Origin of the sequence: Paenibacillus sp. MAHUQ-63, assembly GCF_028765165.1 — a bacterium.
Lineage (GTDB): Bacteria > Bacillota > Bacilli > Paenibacillales > NBRC-103111 > Paenibacillus_E.
The window spans coordinates 1,605,505-1,627,971 of the sequence record NZ_JARADB010000002.1 but is presented as its reverse complement, the minus strand read 5'-3'; the positions used below and the strand labels follow the sequence as shown (position 1 = coordinate 1,627,971).

Annotated in this window: 20 protein-coding genes and 2 pseudogenes; 3 read left to right on the top strand and 19 right to left on the bottom strand. The window is 43.9% G+C overall.

Annotated elements, in window-relative coordinates; genetic code table 11:
- Positions 1-41: 41 nt before the first annotated feature.
- The 3 genes from PUT07_RS15640 to PUT07_RS15630 all read right to left on the bottom strand — a co-directional run bounded on the left by PUT07_RS15640 (position 42) and on the right by PUT07_RS15630 (position 2,711).
- The gene (locus PUT07_RS15640; RefSeq protein WP_274469095.1) at positions 42-902 is read right to left on the bottom strand and encodes a carbohydrate ABC transporter permease; all 861 of its coding nucleotides are present in this window, start codon (positions 900-902) and stop codon (positions 42-44) included.
- A 13-nt stretch (positions 903-915) separates the two neighbouring features.
- Positions 916-1,884 carry an ABC transporter permease gene (locus PUT07_RS15635; RefSeq protein ID WP_274469093.1) on the bottom strand — a complete coding sequence of 323 codons (969 nt, stop codon included), beginning with the start codon at positions 1,882-1,884 and terminating at the stop codon, positions 916-918.
- A gap of 140 nt (positions 1,885-2,024) precedes the next feature.
- Positions 2,025-2,711 carry a GntR family transcriptional regulator gene (locus tag PUT07_RS15630; RefSeq protein WP_274469092.1) on the bottom strand — a complete coding sequence of 229 codons (687 nt, stop codon included), beginning with the start codon at positions 2,709-2,711 and terminating at the stop codon, positions 2,025-2,027.
- A 368-nt stretch (positions 2,712-3,079) separates the two neighbouring features.
- On the opposite strand from PUT07_RS15630, the gene PUT07_RS15625 reads away from it, so the two are divergent.
- Entirely contained in the window at positions 3,080-3,979 is a 900-nt protein-coding gene (locus tag PUT07_RS15625) for an AraC family transcriptional regulator (RefSeq protein WP_274469090.1), read from the top strand.
- Here PUT07_RS15625 and PUT07_RS15620 read toward each other — a convergent pair whose 3' ends face one another.
- The 7 genes and pseudogenes from PUT07_RS15620 to PUT07_RS15590 form a co-directional block, all read right to left on the bottom strand.
- Positions 3,980-4,744 carry a YheC/YheD family protein gene (locus PUT07_RS15620; RefSeq protein WP_274469089.1) on the bottom strand — a complete coding sequence of 255 codons (765 nt, stop codon included), beginning with the start codon at positions 4,742-4,744 and terminating at the stop codon, positions 3,980-3,982.
- A 290-nt stretch (positions 4,745-5,034) separates the two neighbouring features.
- The gene (locus PUT07_RS15615; protein ID WP_274469088.1) at positions 5,035-5,577 is read right to left on the bottom strand and encodes an NAD(P)H-dependent oxidoreductase; all 543 of its coding nucleotides are present in this window, start codon (positions 5,575-5,577) and stop codon (positions 5,035-5,037) included.
- Between the two features lie 129 nt (positions 5,578-5,706).
- A complete protein-coding gene (locus PUT07_RS15610) occupies positions 5,707-6,690 on the bottom strand; it encodes an SLAC1 anion channel family protein (RefSeq protein ID WP_274469087.1) in 984 nt (327 codons plus the stop codon).
- A gap of 110 nt (positions 6,691-6,800) precedes the next feature.
- Positions 6,801-7,007, bottom strand: coding sequence for a hypothetical protein (locus tag PUT07_RS15605; protein WP_274469086.1), 207 nt, complete (start codon positions 7,005-7,007; stop codon positions 6,801-6,803).
- A gap of 28 nt (positions 7,008-7,035) precedes the next feature.
- The gene (locus PUT07_RS15600) at positions 7,036-7,926 is read right to left on the bottom strand and encodes a hypothetical protein (RefSeq protein ID WP_274469085.1); all 891 of its coding nucleotides are present in this window, start codon (positions 7,924-7,926) and stop codon (positions 7,036-7,038) included.
- Between the two features lie 64 nt (positions 7,927-7,990).
- Complete coding sequence (locus tag PUT07_RS15595; protein ID WP_274469084.1) at positions 7,991-8,776, bottom strand: DUF7002 family protein; 786 nt, start codon at positions 8,774-8,776, stop codon at positions 7,991-7,993.
- Positions 8,773-9,055 (bottom strand): annotated as a pseudogene (locus tag PUT07_RS15590) (thiamine pyrophosphate-dependent enzyme); the annotation flags it as partial. The pseudogene PUT07_RS15590 and the gene PUT07_RS15595, both read right to left, overlap by 4 nt.
- Positions 9,056-9,231: 176 nt before the next feature.
- Here PUT07_RS15590 and PUT07_RS15585 point away from each other — a divergent pair.
- A complete protein-coding gene (locus tag PUT07_RS15585; RefSeq protein WP_274469083.1) occupies positions 9,232-10,137 on the top strand; it encodes a LysR family transcriptional regulator in 906 nt (301 codons plus the stop codon).
- A gap of 72 nt (positions 10,138-10,209) precedes the next feature.
- Here PUT07_RS15585 and PUT07_RS15580 read toward each other — a convergent pair.
- The 3 genes and pseudogenes from PUT07_RS15580 to PUT07_RS15570 all read right to left on the bottom strand — a co-directional run bounded on the left by PUT07_RS15580 (position 10,210) and on the right by PUT07_RS15570 (position 13,682).
- Positions 10,210-11,526 (bottom strand): annotated as a pseudogene (locus PUT07_RS15580) (MFS transporter).
- Positions 11,527-11,877: 351 nt separating this feature from the next.
- Positions 11,878-12,750 carry a sugar phosphate isomerase/epimerase family protein gene (locus PUT07_RS15575; protein ID WP_274469082.1) on the bottom strand — a complete coding sequence of 291 codons (873 nt, stop codon included), beginning with the start codon at positions 12,748-12,750 and terminating at the stop codon, positions 11,878-11,880.
- Positions 12,751-13,025: 275 nt separating this feature from the next.
- Positions 13,026-13,682, bottom strand: a complete 657-nt coding sequence (locus PUT07_RS15570; protein ID WP_274469080.1) for an HAD family hydrolase — start codon at positions 13,680-13,682, stop codon at positions 13,026-13,028.
- A gap of 213 nt (positions 13,683-13,895) precedes the next feature.
- Between PUT07_RS15570 and PUT07_RS15565 the strand changes: the two genes are divergently transcribed.
- Complete coding sequence (locus PUT07_RS15565; RefSeq protein ID WP_274469078.1) at positions 13,896-14,993, top strand: GerAB/ArcD/ProY family transporter; 1,098 nt, start codon at positions 13,896-13,898, stop codon at positions 14,991-14,993.
- Here the strand turns inward: PUT07_RS15565 and PUT07_RS15560 are convergent.
- The 6 genes from PUT07_RS15560 to PUT07_RS15535 all read right to left on the bottom strand — a co-directional run bounded on the left by PUT07_RS15560 (position 14,985) and on the right by PUT07_RS15535 (position 22,308).
- Entirely contained in the window at positions 14,985-15,212 is a 228-nt protein-coding gene (locus tag PUT07_RS15560; protein WP_274469077.1) for a hypothetical protein, read from the bottom strand. The two genes, PUT07_RS15565 and PUT07_RS15560, sit on opposite strands and share 9 nt — an antisense overlap.
- Positions 15,209-16,381 carry a Ger(x)C family spore germination protein gene (locus PUT07_RS15555; RefSeq protein ID WP_274469076.1) on the bottom strand — a complete coding sequence of 391 codons (1,173 nt, stop codon included), beginning with the start codon at positions 16,379-16,381 and terminating at the stop codon, positions 15,209-15,211. The genes PUT07_RS15560 and PUT07_RS15555 overlap by 4 nt, the downstream gene beginning before the upstream one ends.
- A gap of 42 nt (positions 16,382-16,423) precedes the next feature.
- On the bottom strand, positions 16,424-17,929 hold the full coding sequence (locus PUT07_RS15550; protein WP_274469075.1) for a spore germination protein: 1,506 nt from the start codon (positions 17,927-17,929) through the stop codon (positions 16,424-16,426).
- Positions 17,930-18,137: 208 nt separating this feature from the next.
- Positions 18,138-20,444, bottom strand: a complete 2,307-nt coding sequence (locus PUT07_RS15545; protein ID WP_274469074.1) for a helix-turn-helix domain-containing protein — start codon at positions 20,442-20,444, stop codon at positions 18,138-18,140.
- A gap of 76 nt (positions 20,445-20,520) precedes the next feature.
- Positions 20,521-21,345, bottom strand: coding sequence for a carbohydrate ABC transporter permease (locus PUT07_RS15540; protein WP_274469339.1), 825 nt, complete (start codon positions 21,343-21,345; stop codon positions 20,521-20,523).
- Between the two features lie 72 nt (positions 21,346-21,417).
- On the bottom strand, positions 21,418-22,308 hold the full coding sequence (locus tag PUT07_RS15535; protein ID WP_274469338.1) for an ABC transporter permease: 891 nt from the start codon (positions 22,306-22,308) through the stop codon (positions 21,418-21,420).
- Between the last annotated feature and the right edge of the window lie 159 nt (positions 22,309-22,467).

Sequence of the window (22,467 nt, the reverse complement as noted above, 5' to 3'; positions counted from 1 at the left end):
AACTCGCGAAACAGATCCATAGTCCATTTCACAAACCCATATCAACCTTTAACGGCGCCAATCATAATGCCCGATACAAAATATTTCTGGAGCCACGGATACACGAGAAGAATCGGAACTGTACCAAACATAATACTTGCCGCTTTCAATGCCTCTGAAGGCAGATTTACAATGAGATTCTCGCCGGACATTTGCTGCGAAAGATTGATTACGTTATACAGCTTAAGCTGTATCGTATAAAATTTCTGGTCCGTAATGTAGAAAAGAGCATCCTGGAAATAATTCCACCGGAATACGGCATATAGTAAACTGACTGTGGCAAGTGCCGGCTTAGAAAGAGGCAGTACGATCTTAAGCAGAATCTGCAGTTCGTTGCATCCGTCCAGGTGTGCAGCTTCCTCCAGACTATCAGGCAAGCTCTGAAAGAACGATTTCAATATGATCATGTAGTATACGCTCATCATCCCCGGGAGAATCAGTGCCAATGGCGTGTCCAAAAGGTTCAGACTCTTGACATTCAGATAGTCCGGAATTAACCCGCCGCTAAAATACATGGTAAACAGCATCACTAACAATAAAATATTTCTGCCTTTGAGTCTTTTTTTGGTCAGCGGGTACGCCGCCAATATGGTAACGGTCAATGAAATGAGAACGAACACACCTGTCAGAAGCACCGTGTAGAACAATGAGTACAACATACCCGCATCGCCGAATACAACTTTATAGGCTTCTATATTAAAGTCTATGGGATAGATGGTCACAGCCTGGGAAATAATCGCCTCATTAGAGCTAAGTGATTGGGAAAGAATATAGAGAAAAGGAACCAGGCATACAAAAACCGAAATTAAAACAACTGATGCTGCTGTATAGTCTATAACTCTATTCTTCAAAGTTTGTGACATTGTCCATACCTCCTCACCATATTCCGTTTTCTCCTAATTTACGGGAAATAAAATTAGAGGTTACCAAAAATATTAAGCAAATAACAGATTGGAACAGGCCGACAGCTGCGCCGATTGAAAAGTTCGCAGATTGAATGCCTACACGATAAACATAGGTGCTGATCACGTCACCAAAATCCATCACAAGGTTGTTTTGAATATTGAATGGTCGGTCGAAGTTAATAGCCATAATATTTCCGAGCTGCAGGATCAGAAGAATTACAATGGTTGGTCGGATACCTGGCAGTGTAATATGCCATATCTTCCTGAATCTCCCTGCCCCATCTGCGTCTGCAGCTTCATACAATTGCTTGTCAATTCCCGTCATAGCGGCAAGATACAGAATTGTCCCCCACCCTGCGTTCTGCCATACGCCAATTAAAGAATAAGTTGCAACCCATACATATTTGTTCGTGAGGAACGGTAACGATGGCCCGCCCATATCGCTAATTAAGGAATTTAACATACCTGTGGGAGAGAGCAGCTGAGCAACAATTCCACCGATAATTACCCAAGAAAGGAAATGCGGCAGATACAAGATGGTCTGGCTTATCTTCTTGAACTTATTCCATACCAGTTCATTGAGTAAAATGGCTAGAACAATCGGCGCTGGAAATCCCAAAATCAAATCCAAACAGTTCAGCATCAACGTGTTTCTAACCACCTGATAGAATTGTGGTGATGAAAAAATTTGCTTGAATGTTTCAAAGTTATTCCACGGACTCATGTTCACGCCCTGAAAAATGTTGTAATCCTTAAAAGCAATTTGTATGCCATACATAGGTGCATATTTAAATGTCACTATATATGCAATCGGGATAAGCAGCATCAGGTAAAGCAAATAATCAAGTTTTATGTAATACAACAACCCCTTCTTTTTTTGCTGCCGTATGCCAACACTCTCCTTCTTATCCAGAGCAACACTACTGTTCATTGCCTGCATAGATTACAACCTCCATTTCACTGGTTTCTCTTCCGAGTAAGCCATCTGTATCAAGTTTGAATACGCTTCCAAATGTGAGTTTATGATACCGCTGGTACCGATAACAGCTGCTTTGATCTTCGTCTTTCACTCCTTTTGTTTTATTTGAAAAATTTGGTGTGCTTCTGCTTTAAACTTTCTTTCTCAATCAAGAGCAGTTCCAAATGATCTCTTATCATTTTATCCGCTTGGTCGGGATCCTTCTCCTTGATAGCTCGAACAATGCCATGATGCTGAGCAAGTATGATTTTCCAGTCGGAATCGGAAGCAAGCCGTAGAATCCGGATGCGGTTGTCATGCGTTGCCATTTGTTGAATAAGTCCCCACGTACGGCCCCGGCCGCAGCCGATCATAATCGATTTGTGAAACTCTTCATCGAGCTCAAACAGACGTCCATAATTCTGTTCGGATTCGCACAGTTCTTGCAGCGAGATGAGATTTTGCAGATGAAGCACCTGCTCCTTGTCAAGCAGCTCGCATGCTTCTCGAACAACGGCCGATTCCAATGTTTTTCTGACAAACCGGGATTCTTCCGCATGCTGTAAATCGATTAGCGATATGATGGAGCCCTTCTGCGGAGTGGTTTCGATTAATTCCTCCTGAGTAAGTTTAACCAATGCTTCACGGATTGGCGTCCTGCTCACTTGGAGCATCTCGACCAGTTCTTTTTCCGAGATAAACCGCCCCGGTTCAAGTCGCAGCTCCATGATGTTTTTCTTCAGGGTTTCGTAAACGAAATCCCTTATAAGTCCTCTTTTGTCTCTTGAAATGTCAATCTGAATACTCATTAGATTCCTCCAGCCCGACGAGCGGCTATTCATCCTTCAAGCACTCGAAAAAGCGCTTACAAAATTAGAAGAGATGACTAGTTACCCTAGTATACCAGCTAAAATGTAGTGATCCGGATCGCTCTCTTAAACTGATCGGCCACCCCTCTTTGCGTGGATCCATTCTTCCAGCAGCAAATGCTGATGACGCCTTGTGGATACATAATTTGTTACCTTTGGCCTGTGATAATACTAACATACCACTACTGCAGCGGAGCTGACGATGCACTAATCGCTTAAAACATTTACCCATTTCTAGCATTTCCACCCGATTGAAAGCGCTGTATAATGGGTGTACAATAGTGTGAAAAACAAGGGGGACGTATACTATGTCTGAATTGATCACCGATATCGTTGAAATAGGCAGGCTTCCCGATGTTCGAATGTCCTTTCATCTGATGGGGCTTCATGTTCGCGATGTGGGTCCCCGGTGGACCTATCCATCCCATGAACATCCGATGTACGAGCTTCATTGGGTGATCGAAGGGGACATGAAGATGATCGTCGAGGGTCAGATTTATGATCAAAAAAAGGGAGATCTGCTTTTCATACGTCCGGGAATCATTCATTCATGCAAATCGGCAGGCACTCAGGGCTTCACTTATTTTTGTGTGCATTTCAGCGTCGCAGATCCTGCTTTCTCCAAGGAGCTGGAGCGCCGTCATGCCGTCTGCTACGAAGCATCTTCTCCCCTTGTCAAAGAATTGGTTCCCTTCCTATCGGACTTATGTAATCTTGCGACTGAAAACAGAGGTCGATCGCTTTCCGCCGCAAAAAGCATGAGGGTGTACGCAGCCGTGTTTGAGCTTTTGGGAACGCTTGTGGAGCAGCTGTCCCAAACCGACAATGTCGTGCTTACGAAAAAGGAAGTACTGGCCGGCCGCATCGCTGAAAATATTGAGGCTTCGATCCGAAGCAGCCTGCTTCACGGCCAAATGGAAGACAACGAAAGAAAATTCGTCCAAGACATAGCCGAATCCTTAAAATTGAGTCCATCCCAGGTGAACCGCGTCTTTCAACAGGTTTATGGGAAGGCCCCCCGCAAATATATGTCGGAAATTTTGTTAAGCGAGGCCCAGCGCCTATTGCTTCAGACCGAACTGTCTATAGACCATATAGCCATGATACTCGGGTATAAAACAAGCGCCCACTTCAGCCGCCAATTTAAGCGTTGGATCGGGATAGCGCCATCCGTCTATAGAAGCACTGTTGTAACGGACGAGATTTAACTATGTGACTCTGCCGTATTGTCTGGCAGCGGACAGGATGCGTCGATATAGCCTTTTTCCCTTTAAGTATTTCCATGGATAAATGGCCGGCCTCGTATTCACTTCCAGAATCCATAGCTTCCCCTCGGTATCGAGAGCCACATCCAGCCCCAGCTCTCTGAAGCCTCTCCGATACAGATCAAAGCTCTTACCCACAGCAACGCCAAGCTGCTTCATTGCAGCTTTCTTACGAACAATCGAATCGTGCTTGTACCCTGCTCCCGCCAGCGTTTGGTGAAGGGCGCCCAGCCTGCCTCCTTGGTGATAATTCGTCGCCACCTTGTCCGGCTTGCCTATTTTGGTACATATGGCCGTACTTATCCATTTTCCTTCATTTGTCTTCTGAACCATGACTCGGATATCGAACGGCTTACCTTTCGTTTTGGCAAGTCGGATCCCCTGCTGTAGCAGATACGATTTCCTTCCCGAGAACCGGGACAGTTTCTTGTATAAATGACCAAATGTCGGACTTGACGATTTAAAGGTATTGTGTTTCGTTTGGTAACCTCTCGCCATTCTCTTGATCCGGATGATGCCAAACCCACCCGTACCTCCCGTAGGCTTAAAATAGACGGTCGGATAACCGGATAGCATTTTCCGCAAGTTTTTTCTGTTAAACGGCATAGTGCGGGGGATACGCCTTCGCAATCTCCGGTGCTTAAGCAGCCATTTGGTCTTTTGCCATTTGCTCTTGAAAGATTTGCTTGCATATTTCAATTGCCCCACCCCTTCCTTTTTCTCAACATACGCATAGAATTAGGTGTTTGTCACAGCATTTGCCTAAGCTATATGGCGCTTAAAATAAAAAAGCCGCATCAAATGCGGCGGCATGTAATATAAACTGTTCCTATCACCCGACAACTAAATCGTTTCCTGTACCCGACATTCCGGCAGCGAACTTCCCCAAGAAGGTAGCGATTGCCTCTTCATTACGCCGTTCCGCGGCCTTTTAGTGATGAATCTTGTTGTTAAGCTGTGCTGTGAATCTTTCTCATTTTTCGTATAAGTGTTTTTACTTATCCATGTACGACCGCTGGTTTCACAGTTCTAATATGATGAATATAGTCCTTACTGCTCGTTGCTAATCTCTCTTCCGTAACATTTGAAGTGTCATTTAGCGAAAAATGAGGCAGATAAGTCGCATTAATAAAATGAACTAGAGCTTCTATTGGTCGCAAAATCTCTTGAAGTGTAAAGCGGTTAGAGCCACTCGCTTGATACGATGCCTCCGTACCATATGTTGAGATTGCTACGCCTATTTCTTTACCTTTTATTTTCGTAGCATCCGGCCCATAAGCCCAACCGTAAAGCAAAACTTGGTCAAACCACTTTTTGAGTAATGGCGGTGTGCTGTACCAGTAGAGTGGATATTGAAAAATAATTCGATCATGCGACTCTATCAATTCTTGCTCTTTAGAAACGTCTATTTTTTCGTCGGGGTATGTTTTATATAACTCATGAATGGTGATGTCACTATGCTTTCGCAATTCCTCTACCCATGCTTTATTCCAGTTAGATGCTTCGATGTTCGGGTGGGTGACGATGACTAAAGTTTTCATTTTGTTTGCTCCGTTTCATTATTATTTATCAATAATTTTATATTGGAGGTGCGGTTCTACTTCATCATTAACGATAATGTATCCCCTAGTTTCCATATCTATGATGCCTTTGGAACTTATTTTTATGCGTCATCCTTGAAGAAGAGTTCCATTAAACAGGCTCCTTATTGTTCTAATAAAGAGAACGACCAATACAATGTTTAGAACAACTAGAATGACTGTAGAGATAGCAATTAATAGCCAAGAGTGCACGAACATTGCGTATATCAATGCTGCGTTGCTGAGAGCAGCCATAGGAAAACTAACCCCCCACCAGGAAGCACCGAACGGGATGGATTTTTTAAATACTTTGAAGAATAATACAATGAACAGGAACAAACCGAAATAAAACAGGATGGAAGCAAACTGGTCAATTCGATGCTCAAAGTTTACATAGCCTAGAAAACCTACCTCAAAAGGCGCGATCATAATGATCATGGACGGCGTTAATCCTGCATGCAATGGATCATGATGAATCAATCGAGATAAGATCATGGTGAGAAAAACTAAAGCAACAATTCCTCCAATCGCTAGAGACAACAGATTAATTTCATATGCCCATGAGAACGGCATACTCCCGCCGGCGACCGCAATATCCATTGTTCCCACTCCAGGAATAAGCCAAGCCGGAACTGCATGTGCCGGATCATTGTTGCCATTAAGAAGACGTGTAACAACGAGATAACTAAGCGCCAAGGTGCTTACAGTACCGATAATCCAAATAACTTGGCCTGATATTTTACTGTAGGATCCAATCACAGAGGATAGTAATAAAATAGCGATTGTAATCGTACCGAAAAAGTTTCCTGAGATGGGATGCATAAATTCATCCTTAACCTTATTCGGGTATAGAATGCATTTAGAAACATAACCTACGCTTAGAACGACAAACATTAGGACGCCAATAATTCCAATGATATCAGCGATTACGAGTGAAGTACCCAGCAGCTTACTTGCTTGCCTCCAAGCCAATGATAACCCCGAAATTCCCATAACCGAAGCAAATAGATTAACAGGTAAGAATTGAATAGAACCGATATTTTTTTGTTTCTGTACGATCGTTATGGTCTGCATGATTGGTCACTACCTTCAATATTAAGTATTTTTAATATAACCAAGAAATTCACAAGTGCCGCCAATTTACTGATTTTAGTCAGCAGCACTTGTGGCTTATTTATTGAACATCAAAAAAGAATATAAGCTTCCGGAGCCGGTGCCTCAACAAAGGTTGATTTTTTGCGTGAGTACTGTCTATCTCCTACTTTAACCTCGGTTTCGTTATATGCTTCGATCATGCCTCCCCCAACCATTCTTCCATCCTTCAAGACCGCTACATAGTTGCTAAAAAAAATCGCATTGTCTAACTCGTTGTCGTATTGAAGTTTTTTCATGATTTCTACCTTCCCTTTATATCAAGTTTTAGTTTCTAAAATGACGGTATGCTGCAGAAATACACATCAAAACTCCTGTTGTGATCAGGACCCCAAGAGGAAACCACCAACTCCCCCATGCTGGGTAAATAAGAGGCATCAACGAGACACCAAATGCTACAGGGACCGGAGCTTTAAATAAATTACATAGCAACAGAGTAATCAAAACATTAATTATCCCAACCCATATAATCGATTCATCCAACATGTGATAGACACCGACTGAAAGAATAGCTGTTATCGTCAATACCGCCAACCGGGCTGGAATCAATTTCCATGTAAACTTTTCAGAATGGAAGATCTCGAAAATAAGAGCAAAAACGGGTGGAACCACTAACACTTCTATTCCCGTCGCAAAGGCAAGCCAAATCCAAAGACATAAAACCATACTGATGATAACCGTATCTATTTTCTTTCGAAAAGTCGCAGGACCATTTGACAACTTTTCAGGATTTCTTGCTTTGAAAGCCGCCAACATGATGACAAACGTAAAGATAGCAGTTGTGATAGCGAAAACATAATCATGAAGACCTAGAAAAATCGGAAGCAATCCTGCAGGGATCGTAGGTCCAAAATTAACCCGAAATATATGCATTAGAATGACAATAATCACAAAACCTAACCAAATTTTCAGCAGAGGCGTAAGTGATAAAGCATTCAATGAAGTTCCCATGAAAGCAGCTAACGTTGGGGAAAGCCACAGGTGGACCGGCTTCTTTATCCAATGCGGAACTGGAAATACCATAACACCCATTGCCATACCTGCGATTTCAGGAAAAAGAATATCCTTTTGATCTGTAACAACAGCAACTACAAGCATCAAAACAACTAAAACGTAAGCTGATAGAAAGCTTTTGGATTTTATATTATGCCAAATCATGACGATTGCTCTCCTTATTAAGAACAGTCCCATCATTTTTTATGACGGGTCATGTATGAAGTTTCTAACTATTATTTTCCGTTGACGAATCGTTTTTATACTTGGTCACATCATTCTCAAAATCCCGAATTAATTTTGCATAAGGTCTCCATTTTTCGGGAACCTTCTCCATATCATTGCAATAAACAGCCCCTAAATAGCTGGACAGATTTGTTACTTTCTCTCGCACAAGTACCTCGCGTATCTCGGAAGGTTTTGTAGGCACATCATTTTTCTGTACAAGCTGAAACTGGTCTATTGCCAAAAACATGTCTAAACTTTTTTTATAAGAGCAATGTACGGGGAATCGAGGCGAGCTTCCAGAGTCGTACTTTGACAATACGACCCTGTCGTAGAAGTCACAAAGCAACGGATGAGCTTCCAATTGAAGAATCGCAAAATCTTCATCGGGTTCTCTTCTTGAATAAATGTCTAGCATTTTCCGACAATCTCTATACGTTGGCCAGAAAAATACATGCTGATCTAGATAATTATAAAATTCTAATTGAGTGATTTTGGGATCCATAACTTGATCGGCAATACGTAAATGAGCATTTGCAATAAAAATATTTCCGTGAAAATCCACTTCTCGACTCCATAATCGTCTTTCATTTGATAATGCAGGATCAACCCGATAACATGAATACAAAGCATTGACATGTCCAATTGATGCCAAGTTTCGGGCTCTAGTAAAATGAAATAATGATTTCCTCTTTGAACTGTTTGTTATTTTTTTGATAATTGAATCGTTCATATCTCTCCGCGGTTCATGATGGTTGTTGACAAGAATAAAAAGCGTCCGACGTTTCATCTTTCTTCCCCCATAAGCATTTCATCTATCGTGGAACCTGGCGTAACCATTGCATTGGATAAACATTCTCTTGCTGGCTGATAACAAAATCGATAACTACAGGCTCCTCTATTTCCAAAGCTTTATTCCACACCTTACGGGCCTCTATTTTATTAGTTGCCCTAAGTCCTACAATTCCATAGGCTAGGCTTCTGCCAGCTTAACGAAATCTGGACTGCCTGAGAGTTCCATATGACTAAAACGATGATCGTAAATGATTTCTTGCCATTGCCGTATCATTCATTGTTTCCCCCCCGTTTTCCCATAAACTAAAACTTCTTCTAACTATAAAGAGATCTAAATTGAAGTTTCTTGATTGCTATGTTGGTTATGTTATCATGAAGTTAGCTATTCATGTTATGGAATGATTCAATAGCCACTATTCCGAAATTCGATAACTAAGGAGTGCCAGCATCATGATCGAGTTGTTAGAAGGAAGATTTTTCAAGACATTTATTGCTGTAATGGAGGAAAAGAGCTTTAACCGAGCATCAGAAAAGTTAGGATATGTTCAATCGACCGTTACAAACCATATTCAATTATTGGAACGAGCATGCGGCCAAAAACTTTTTCACCGTCTATCAAAAGGTGTAAAACCAACTGAAGCCGGCCTCAAACTTGCTAAATTTGCCCATCAGTTTGTACATTTAGGGCTTTCATTAGAAAAAGCTATGGATGAATCGAATCAACTAAAAGGAACTATTCACCTTAGCATGCATGAATCTTTTTTTGTCACGAGAATGTTTTCGCTTGTCGAACAGTTTCAGCATGATTATCCCAAGGTTAAGTTTAAGTTAGAAACTGGTTATCATCAGGATGTTATTGACGATGTTTTGCAGCACGTCGTTGATTTTGGATTTGTTCCGCGGAATCCTCAACGGGATGACCTTTACTTTTACCCCATGCTGCAGGAAGAGTTAATATTTATCGCCTCAGATGAGTTGACGAGAAATGTTGAAGTGGATGGTCTAAAAGTGCTAAACGGTGAATCTGTTCTTAGCTTTGGTAACAGTTGTTTGTATTACACTCATGCTGTCAAAGTCTTAGTGGAAGCTGGCGTAGAAGCTAGTAGTGCTATTCAATATCCAAGTATCGAAATGATTAAAAAAGCTGTTAAATGCGGCATAGGCTTTGCTTTAATTCCAAAAGTAGCGGCGGAAAAAGAATTAAATGATGGGGATTTCAGAATGCTGCCTTTAAGCTCAAGGGTTTTCTCCACCCATGGCATGATTGTAAATAAAGACAGGGATCTAAACTTTCCCTCCCAAATGTTCAAATCATTCGTATTGGAGAATTACTCAATGCCAGCCGATATCGAATGAAATTGTTCTTGGAATACAAATAAAACAACCAACGTCGGCATCTCCCAGCCAAGGTTGGTTGTTTTCATGTACTCATTTTTTATCTTTCGTGTCGAGTTCCGCTTCTATCTTGGAATGTTTGGAGGATTCCCCCATTCGCCAATAGACAAAGAAGCTTATGGCAATGCAGGCTGCTACATAATAATAAAAGAGCGATTCGACTCCATTCGTCTTGAACCACAGTGCAATAAACTCCGCGGTCCCGCCAAAAACCGCGACGGTGAGTCCGTAAGGAAACCCCACGCCGAGAGCACGGATTTCGGTTGGAAAGAGTTCAGCTTTCACGATTGCATTGATTGAGGTGTAACCGGTAACAATAAGGAGACCCACAATCATCAGCAGCAAAGCAGTTACAGGACTCTTCGCATGTTCCATGAGCAGGAACAGCGGGACCGTTAATAAAGTTCCCAGGATGCCGAAACTAATTAATAACGGGCGTCTGCCGATCCGGTCAGATAGCATGCCAGCGAAAGGTTGAAGGATGACAAATACCAGCAACGCGATAAAGTTGATCCAACTGACGACCTCTTTGTCTAGTCCTACAGTATTCACCATGAACTTTTGTAAGTACGTCGTGTAAGAATAAAAGGCAACCGTTCCGCCAAGCGTGAGTCCAATCACTGTCAACACGGCCTAAGGGTGTTTCATTAGAGCACGAACAGTCCCTGCGCTCCCCCGACTTTTGGGACTCATTTTGGAGAACTGCTCTGACTCGTCCATTGTGCGGCGCAGCCATAATACGGCCAATGCCCCCATTGCTCCAATGACAAAAGGAATCCGCCAGCCCCAAGATTTCATGTCAGGTTCGCTAAGGATCTGCTGAAGGATGATCTGAACTCCAAGTGCGACTAACTGTCCGGCAATGAGTGTGACGTATTGGAAACTCGAGTAAAATCCGCGCCGTCCGCTGCTGGCCATCTCCGACAAATAGGTTGCAGACGTTCCATATTCTCCACCCAGTGACAATCCTTGGAGCAGGCGCGCAAGCACCAAGATAATGGGAGCTAGCACCCCAATGGTGCCAAAGCTAGGCGTGATTGCAATGATTAGAGAACCACCGGCCATAACCGAAATAGAAAGCGTTAACGCGGCTCGACGGCCATGGCGATCTGCATAACGACCAAGCAGCAGGCTCCCTATCGGGCGCATTAGGAAGCCGACCGCAAATATCGCTGCTGTATTCAACAGTTGACTTGTCGGGCTTCCCTTGGGGAAAAACTGCGATGAGAAATATACGGCGAATGCTGCATAAACATACCAATCGTACCACTCGATCAAGTTTCCGATTGAACCTTTAAGGATATTGCCTGTGATTCTTCTTGTATTGGCACGTTCATTGGATTGAGTCATGATTAACCCTCCTACGTGTTGGTCGCCTCACATTTGATAGCGCTTACAAATTATCTAGAATTAGTAATGCCTAGTCCCTTAGCGAATAATGTTGTTTAGTGCCCTCCCCGACAATGATTTAATTGTATTGACTGATCTAGACGAATTTATTATATCAAGGTTTTAATGATCGATGGCGTTTTTCACCTAAGATGCACAAAAATCGATTTAAGATGTCATAGACCCATCGTTAAATGTAGCTGTTGCCCTAGGACAAGAACTTTATCCCGTTCCCGGCTAACCAAAAAGTACACCATCTCTTTAAAAGACGATGTACTTTTATGTATCAAATATCCGAGTCGTACCGCCGTACTATTTGATCAGAGATGTACAGTACATACCGATTTCATATGCCGTTTTGGCGACAATATCCTTCAAGTGTTCGGGCAGTCTTGTAAACTCGTTGTGCGTTTCAAATGTGAAATCTCCCTCATACCCAATTTCGGCCAACACCGGCAACAACGTATGCCACTCCACGCTGCCGTGGAATGGAAGCATATGCTCATCTTCTTTGCCATAGTTGTCGTTGACGTGGGTCGCCTTCAGCCGTTTGCCGAGCAGGCGGAGCTCATCCCGCTGATCCTTCGTAATAAAATTAGAGTGGCCGAAATCCCAGCAAGCCCCCACGCCCGGATCGTTAATCCTGTCAATCAGACTGACAAGTTCGGCTGCGCGGCTTGAGAAACGTCTTGTCGAACGCTCGATCATGTTTTCAAACGCGATGCCGACGCCGCATTTCTTCGCCAGTTCGAGCGCTGGGCCGTGAAACGCCAGATTTTCACGGATGATGGTTGCTTCATCGAAATCGGCTTCGGGCTTGCCCGGAATGGGATGAAGTACGGCCCACTTGACACCAAGGATCGAGCTGGCTTCTATAGAACGCCGCATCATCTCGCGATAGATTTCCAGCGTCTCCGAGGAGTGTCTGCCGACATGCCCCATCAAAAATACAGGGTGTGACTGCGTAAATACCACGCCGAGCTTATCCGCCTCAGCGCGCAGTTGTTCGATCAATTCGCGCCAGTTATCCTGCGCCAGGTCCGAGGCGCCGTTAAGTGCGGCACAAAAATTGATGTCCAGCACTTGGAAGCCTGCGGCCTTACACCTTCTAAGTGCCTCTGCAAAAGGCGTATATTCCCCATTCAAACGATACGCGAAAAAATTAGTGGACGTCGAAAGCCTCATCGTGACTCATCCTTTCCGACAATTTGCGTTATAATGTTTAATTAAATATAAATATTGCTCATTATTGCTTATTTTAAAGTAATACACTTGCGCTTTCAGTGTCAACAAGTTTTTGACTGCACGATTCCCATACAACAAATAGGCCACGATTTACGCGGCCCGCTCTCTGACAATCAAGTCTTGCAAGTGACGAGATGAAAAGAAGGACCATTGAATGTAGATTTCACTACGACCGACGGTCCTTTTCCTACGTGATTTAGCTCACGCTGGCTATATTAACGTAATGAGCCTTCATTTTTTAAAAGCGCAATAAAATCTGCCGTATTAGTGAAAATAGCATCCGGTTGTATGTCAAATGCGGTGGTTTGATATGTAGATAACCATTGAACGGCATAAGTCCGAACCCCGGCAGATTTCCCCGCCATAATATCTGCATGACTATCACCTAGAAATACCACTTTCTCTGCTTGCGATCCAAAAAATTGTATAGCTTTATAAACGCCTTCTGGATCAGGCTTAGCTCTTTCCACATCATCACCCGTTACAACATAATCAAAATATTTCGATATTTTGAGTGCTTCTGATGAGATATCAAATGCTTTCCGGCTCTTTCCAGTAATCACTGCTATTTGTTTGTTATTCTCTTTAAGCAGATCTAATAATACAATAATTGAATGAAGATCGTTAATCTCAGAGTGTCCCTGACCATATAAATCATAATATTCATCTATCGCATTTTGAACGACCTCTTTATTTTGGAAGTTCTTTGCAATAATTTCATCTTCCGTTGGGCCGAACATTGATATGAGCTTATCATTGGTTACATCTTGCCCATCATGCTTTTTGAAAACTCTTTTAAACGCGGCAAAAGACAAAGGTAATGTATCTGCTAAAGTACCATCAAAGTCAAATAAGATTAGCTCCGTGGTCATGACAAAACTCCTTTCTCCCCTAAATTCTCCCTCTTTGGGTTTAACTTTCAAATAGTATAATGACGATTGTATTAATTTTACATTATCTTGATAATTATACCACATCGAGTTCCGCCATCGTTACTGCGGGGTAAGTATAGTCTAAATGCGTATAAGGGAGCATGGATACGTCAACACTTGGAGTAACTGAAGGGGTAAGGAGACCGTGGGCAGGTGCAACCAGAAAAGATATCGGGGTCACAACTTGGCTTGTTACAATTTACATTCATCATGTCGACCATCATCTTAACGATTCCGAGAATAATGGTCAACTTTGCTATGCAAGATGCTTGGCTATCCGTTTTACCTTCTACAATTACAGGCCTTATATGTATTTGGGTAATGATTACGCTGGCGAAACGCTATCCGGGCTTAACGATTATTGAATACAGTTCGCTGATTTTGGGAAAATGGCTCGGAAAAGGCTTGGGGCTGTATTATCTTTATTTTTGGTATATGTCAATTTCAGCTATCACCAAACAGCACACTTTTTTTATTAGTACGCTTCTATTACCCAATAGCCCGCCAATTGTCGCGAATTTCACAATCATCCTGCTTGCTGCACTGGCCGTAATCGCTGGCATTGAAGTTATCGCAAGAAGCAATGAATTTCTCACTATGCTGATGCTCGTATTTTTGTTCCCGCTGTTACTTCTGTCGATCAAAGAAGCCGACCCTGGTCAATTGCAACCAATTCTAGGTGACGGCATAGTCCCCATATTGCGCGCGGCAATAACACCTGCAGCCTCCTTTATGAATCAGCTTTTTATTTTGGGCTGGCTGCTTCCCTATTTGAATCAACCCAAAAAAGCGGCAAAAGCTTCTTTGTTCGCGCTCCTCGGGGTCTTTTTGCTGGTTTTTGGCATTGTCATTTTGACCATTATGGTACTGGGTCCGTTAACGAGCAGATTAAACTATTCGTTTCTAAGCGTGATTCAGTATGCAGCAATTGAGGGCTCTTTTGAGCGTTTGGAGGCGGTTGCCGTCGCGATGTGGGTGATGGGGACTTTTGTTAAAATAGCCCTATCTCTGTTTATTTTAAGCCAAAGTCTCAGCCATCTATTCGGAATTCAAAGCTATCGGGAATTCGTGTATCCCCTTGCGCTTTTATCCGTCATCGGCTCGGTTTGGATTTTCAAAGATGTCACAGGCTTGTATGAGTACTTATCCTTAAGCTATCCGATTGGGGGGCTTGTATCTCAAAGCCTCATTCCCTTGCTCTTACTCCTGATCGATACGATAAAAAGAAGCGTAAAGAGCTCATCACTCTAGAATCAGCTTCCCCAGTGGTTCGAACACGACATTGAACGGAACGATCAAGCTTGGTATTTTCACTTGTGCTAACAGCAATGTCCCAATGAGCAGGCATACGCCTAGTAAACCGCTGTAAATCCAAGCTTCTCTTTTTTTGTGCTTTGCTAACAAATCTCGTACGCAACGAAATGCCCACAACAGTACACCTAACCAAAACAAGACAATTTGAACGATCATTTGATAATCTCCTCTTCTTTCAATAACAACTGGGGTCCTGCCATGCCTGAATCGCTAATCGTTATCTTCACATCGATGGCTACCTCCACCTCTTGGAATTTGCTATCCCAATTTGATTTAAACCTTTTCCAATCCTTGGGATGATTTCGACGAACGATCTGCCCGAACCCAAAGCTGTCCGTTTGATATTGCGTTTGAATTTTGGTCACAGCGTCCATGACGAATTCCTTCACGGTTTTCTCGAAAGCCTCTTGAACGAGCTTAATATGTTCTCGCTTCCGTATATCCAAAACCGAATTATTTTCGATGAGACTTCCCATCCCCTGCAGCTCAATATGAAGTTTCACTTTATCCCCATGAACTTCCGAGGTAATTTTCCGCTTGGCATGGGTAAGCAGTACCCCTACATCGCCTTGCCCCCCCGGCAGATTGGCTGTAATCCTGCAAAACTTCAGCTTGCTTCTAATCCAGTTTAATCCCTCGGTTTGTTTTTCGTCGAGGATACCGACCTCTTTAAAGTCTTTAAAAATTGCCGTTCCAGCAAGCTTTAATTTATTGGATTTATTCGCGTTCGATTCTTTCGGTAGCTTCTCCTTTGCAATGACACCCATAACCGGATTGATCCCTTCACTGGAGGCAGAAATGAAAAAATCGCGAAGCGTTACGGCAGTTTCACTCCCCATGCCTTCCATTTCTTTTATCGCTTCAATTGGAATTTGTTCAAATGGGTATTGCGTCTGTAGAATTTCACGCCCTTCTCCTCCTTTTACGACCATAATATAAGTTCTCAATCGATTCTTAGGATCATGGCTGAAAATATCAAGGATGTCTTTAACGCCATATTTAGCTAAGCGCTCCCCAATGAAAATAACGCTGCGATGCGCTGTAAACAGCATTCGAGAGCTTTTCTTCTGCAGCTTTTGTAAAATTTCTGTCGCATTTTTCCCGGAAGCGGAGACCACAAAAAACTTTTCCTGCTTGCCGTCGCCCTTTCCCTTATTCGAAGCACCGGGAAGTGCAATCTGAAAGGAAACGATAAACTCCCCATCTTCCGTCAAGTCACCGGCTGCTCCTGAAATAAAGGCTATGTCATTAATTTCCTTGCGGTCCCAACACCCGCTCGTCATCAAAAGCGAGAAAAGCAATACGATAAGCAGGAATGGTTTCATAGCCAGATGGGATTCCTTTCTTCAATAAGCTCGAATGACCATTTAATTGGGTCTCGGTTTCTTAATTTTCGGCTGACGCATCACAAGCCGCTTCAAGCTCTTCCAGGTAAAAGGGAAAATTGGCGAAAAGTAAGGAACACCAAAGGAGCGAAGTGACATGACGTGTATCACAATGCCAACAAAGCCAAGCACAATGCCATAAAGCCCCAGAGTCCCGGCTAAAATTAACATGGGAAACCGCAACAATCGAATTCCGTTTGCAAAGCTGTACCGTGGAATCGTAAACGCGGCTATGCCTGTGATAGACACGATAATGACAACCGGAGCAGATATAATGCCAGCTTCAACAGCCGCTTGACCGATGACCAAAGCCCCGATAATACTAATCGCGGAGCCGAGTTGCTTAGGAAGGCGAATACCCGCCTCTCTTAACGCCTCGAACACAATTTCCGTAAACATAGCCTCAATTAAAGCTGGAAACGGTACGTCTTCTCTGGAGGAGGCAATGCTGAGCACGAGGTTAGTCGGAATCATCTCTTGATGATAGGTCGTAATGGCTACATATAACGGGGGAGCAAAAATGGCAATCGTTATGAAAAAAAACCGAATCCATCGGACAAATGTGGCGATGGGCTTCCGATTATAGAAATCCTCACTGGCCTGCATGCCGCCCCAAAATGTCATCGGAACAATTAACACAAATGGCGTCGTATCGACCAATATGGCGATTTTCCCATCCAGCAAGGCGGCCACTACGACATCAGGACGCTCCGTCGTATTCACTTGCGGAAATGGAGAGAACGAGTACTCCTCAATGAACTCCTCGATATAGCCTGATTCGAGGATGCCGTCCGTTTGAGATTGTGCCAATTTAGATTTAACGGAATCAATCATCTCTTCGGACGCTAGCCCCGTTATATAAGTGATAACGACATTGGTTTGCGTAAGCTCCCCAATGATCATGGATTCCATTTTCAGCCGCGAGGTTTTCAGCCGATTCCGGATCAGGCCGATATTCGTGTAAATGTTCTCAATGAAGCCGTCCTTGGGTCCTCGAATCACAGGCTCCGACGACGATTCCTCCAAGCTTCGCTTTGCAATCCCGCTGATCTGGGCGACCAGCGCCGTATGAGTGCCTTTTGCGAAGATCGCCGCATGACCATTTAGAAGATACCGAATGATATCGGATACTTGGCGAGAAGTCATCGTCTTCCCAATTGAGATCAGGTTCTCATCCCACATTTCATCCGATTGGGAAGTACCTTCTTCTTTTTGTGTCGAAGCAGCGACTAAGGGAGCGATAATATGATCGTTCATTGCCTTTTCATCGACTAGCGAAGAAAAATAAATGACAAGCCAGCGGACTTCCCCATCTTTGCGAATGTGGCGGTAAATGATGTCCGTGTTCCCGTGGAAAATACTGCCGAATACCTGCTCATTCTGCGATAGATCTGAAGTTAAGCTGAGATTCTCTTCTTCCTGCGGCTCCAGACCTTCGGGAATGCTGTCGAATTCAGGCGCCCGCCGCATCTTTTTTCGAAACTTCATCACTTCCTAGCCCCCCGAACTGAACAATAGCTATATTTTTCCTTTTTCCGTCTTAAATATGCGGATAGCGCATGGGGCATTCACAAACTAGCCCATTCCCGCGGCGCAACATTTCGAAATCAAAAAAACACACCGCCATGTAGGGGACGATGTGTTTTCAACGTAATCAAGAATCCATATGTGCGCAGCAGCTGAATTGCTGAAATGGCTACAAGGATTCGCGGTATTTACCAGGAGTCACTCCTTCGTATTTTTTAAATACACGAATAAACCCAATATCGCTGGAGTAGCCGATTTTATTCGCAATTTGTGTAAAGGTCAGCTTCTTGTCCTTCATAAGCTTCTTGGCTTCCTCGATGCGGACTCTTGTCAAGTAATCCGTCAAATTCATTCCTGTCTGTTTCTTGAAAAGTGCTGACAAATACGGCGGTGTTAATTGAAATTGCTCGGCGATCATCGTCAAGCCTATCATTTCGTCGTCGTAATGCTGCTCGATATATTTAATAATTCGCTCAGACAGCAGTGGGCTATTGCGGTTTCGGCTCTCGTTCAAGTAGCGGCAGAGCGTGAGGAACCACCCGCGAATTTGGACTTTCATCTCCTCGAAGGTTGAACATGCGGACAGCTCTTTGATCGGATCAAAACCTTCGCCGAACACATCGCAGTAATACGGATCCATCGGATTAATTATTTTCCATATGGTGCTCACCATATTATTGAACAGACTTCTTCCTAATTCAGGCGTGATTCGCCGCTGGTCAAAATGAGCCTGGAACAAATTGCCGATTAATTTATCGACATTCTCTACATCCCCGCTCTTGGTAAAATTGATCAATTGCATTTCCGTTTCAATCGGATAATAATAATGCCGGTCCGTTTCGGCAATATCTTGGTAACGAATGATCGCGCTATGGCCCTTGTAGATTTTGTAATCCAGAGCGCTAAGCGCTTCGAAGTAGGATTCGCCGATCCCGTGCATGCCTTCGTGCATATCCCCGATCGCAATCGTCATATAGGTTTTGAACTTCATTTCCATGACCTGCATGAGTTTGTCAGCGATGTCGTCCAGCTCCTGCAATGCATCATGCCTTTCATCATAAAAATTGATAAGCAGCGCGATACGGTTCTGATCCAAATCTACCGAGTACCCCCAAGCGCGCTCATGAATCAGATCATTGGCGATGTTGGAAATAATAAACCGCGTCAGCGCCCACTGCCGTTCCGATTGATCGGTGCTGAAACGGCTGAAATCGGCGATATCAATTAAGATGACAGCAAAATATTCCGAGATGAAGCGTATGTTCATAAACCGGAGCGATTCTTCTGTCATTCGGGAAACGTCTACTTGCCCTCGTACGAAGCGCGAGAGGAAGCTTGCTTGAATGACAGGCGTTTGCTGGGACAGTATGTGCCGCAGTTCCCGCTCTTCATCGATCGTCATTCGAATCGTTTCCCGAATAAATTCGTATTCATTGGCCAGCGGTGTCGTCCGCCCCGGCCTCTCCTTCTGAAGCACGCGAATGACATCCCGCAGCGGGGTGTAATTCCGGTGCAGCCAGAATCCGATGGCCAATCCTCCTCCGATCAGGCAGATCAGAAGCAGGGTGATCATCCAATTTTTCAATGTATTGACCTTTTCAAGGTAGATATCCTTAGGCATGATCAGCATATACTTCCATCCGCTGCTCGCGGATACCGTGCGTAAAAGCATTTTATCGACACCATGATCCTTATATTCGTACGGCACCCCGTCCTGGACTTCGCGCTGGTATTGACCCCAAGGAAACGACTCATTATCTTTCCCGACAATGATCCGGTCATGGCGATCGAGGATGAACACAGAGCTTTGGTAGGCGGATTCGATTGCACTCAGCATACTGCGAATTTTATTCATATCCAGCAAAATAACGAGTGCTCCGCGAATGTCTCTCAATTCCCCGAGAGGCAGCGTCTGCACGTAGGTGATGGTATCCATCTTGCCGCTGGACGTCTCATACGTAACGGGAATAAAGTCCTGGTAATGAGGACTATCTATTAGCCCGCTTCTCCATGTATGAAAGCTGGAACCGACCGGGCGGTAGAACCGGTTAAACACTGTGTCCGCCGTTGTCTTGGCTGTCGGCAGCAGCACCGTGTCGTTCGTTTCGAAATAGATATAATAATCGTTTATGAAATTACTTACATTCTGATAGCGGGACATATGATCCGATACAAACTCCACAAATTTATAGGCGTCAGACATTTCTGCCGTATCCGCGTTATTCAGCAGCCACTGCAGCTTTGAATTCAAAGCGATTTGCTGAGACATTTGCTCGATATCGTTAACCTTGCTGTCCATCACTTGGCGGAACTGATCGAGCATCGCAAGATTCGCATGGTTGGCATTATCCACCATAATGTTGCTGGTCTTCGTGTAAAGCAGCGAGCCCAGGACCAGCGGGAACAAGAAAACAGCCAAATAAGACAACAAAAGGGTGATGAAAGCGCTGCCATTAATCCGTTTGATTATCCGCATACGAGTCACCTCTTCTGATTGTCTTAGATAGTTATATTTTATTCGAAATAACTTCCAATTTTCCTTCTTTTCTTAACTATTCTTTCAGTGCTCCGATCAGGACTCCTTTAACAAAATATTTTTGCAAGAACGGATACAGAACAAGTATAGGCAGTGTTGCAACGATAATCGTGGCAAACTTGATCGTTTCGCCTATCGGCATTTTATCTACGCCCGCAGCATTCGTCGTTAAACTATCCGTGCTGTTCGTAATCAGGATCTCGCGCAGGATGAGCTGCAGCGGGAACAGGTCGCGGTTGCGCAAATAAATCAAAGCATTGAACCATGCATTCCAGTGCCCTACGGCATAAAAAAGCACCATAACGGCCATGACCGGAATCGACAAAGGAATAATAATCCGCCACATGATCGTCCATTCGCTGGCCCCGTCCATTTTCGCGGATTCTTCCAGACTGACCGGCACGGCTTGGAACGAGGTTCGCATAATGATCAAATTCCATGTGTTTATGGCTCCAGGAATAATCATCGCCCACACGGTGTCAACCAACCCTAAATTGCTGACAAGAAGATAGTTGGGAACAAGACCGCCTTGGAAGAACATCGTGACGACGATCATAAACATAATCGCATTTTTGAAAAAGACGTTTCTTCTGGAAAGAAAGTACGCCCCAATCGCAGTCATCACCATATTAAAACACGTTCCGACAACGACGTAAAAAAGTGTGTTGCGATAGCCGCTCAAAATGCTCGGGTTGGAAAAAACGGCTTTGTATGCGGCCAGACTGATGCCGTACGGCTTCCACAGGAGGCCGCGATGCTGCGCGAGCATGCCTGGATCGCTTAAGGACGAGAAAGCGACATACACGAATGGATACAGTGTCAAAAAGCAAAGAATGGTCATCAAAGTTACGTTCACCACATGAAACGATTTTTCACCGACAGATAGCTTTTCCACCCTGCTTCTCCCCCTTGGTCACCACAATTTGGTCTCGCTTACCCGCTTGCTTATGTTGTTGGAAATAATCAGAAGGGTAAAAGCAATAATGGCGTTAAATAGTCCTACGGCTGTCGTATAGCTGTAGCTTGCTTCCAATATCCCTTTCCGGTAGACGAAGGTCGAAATAACGTCAGCTGTATCGTAGGTCAACGGATTGTACATAAGCAATATTTTTTCGCTGCCGACGGACATCATCGAACCCATCTTCAATATGAACAAAATAATGATCGTCGGCATAATGCCTGGAATGCTGATGTGGATGACTTGTTTCCACCTGCTCGCTCCGTCCACTTTGGCAGCTTCATACAGCGATGGATCGATAGCCGACAATGCGGCCAAATAAATAATGGAACCCCATCCGACCTGCTGCCATATGCCGGATGAAATATAAATAAAACGAAACCATTCCGGCTCGGATAAATAGGACTTGGATGTCACATTCAGCAAGGACAGCAATTGGTTCACAACACCGTCTCTCGCCAAAAAATCGACCAACATGCCGACAATCACGACAACCGATATAAAATGAGGCAAATAGGTGATCGTTTGGACAATTCGTTTGAACGCCTGCTTCCGCAATTCATTCAATAACAAAGCAAGAATGATCGGGGCGGGAAAACCGAAAATTAACTCGTACACATTGATGAGCAAGGTGTTGCGGATGATTCTCCAAAAATAATAGCTTTGAAAAAATTCAATAAAATGATCAAATCCGACCCATGGACTGCCCCAAATGCCGGCACCAGGACTGAAGTCCTTGAATGCGATTTGAAGACCGTACATGGGCCCGTAATCAAAAATCACATAATAGGCGATGACCGGAAGTACCATCAAATATAAAAGCTTGTTGCGTCTTAGGTCGCTCATGATAGTTATCCATAAGCTCCTTCTAGAAGCAGCCTTCTTCCTGGCCCTGCTTGCGGCGGTGTTGATTGTCTCCAAGCGCGATGCCTCCTTCTTCGCTATGAAATGGTCAGAGAGAGATGAACGGGTCATCTCCCTGATAAGCACCTTTCACTGATCCGC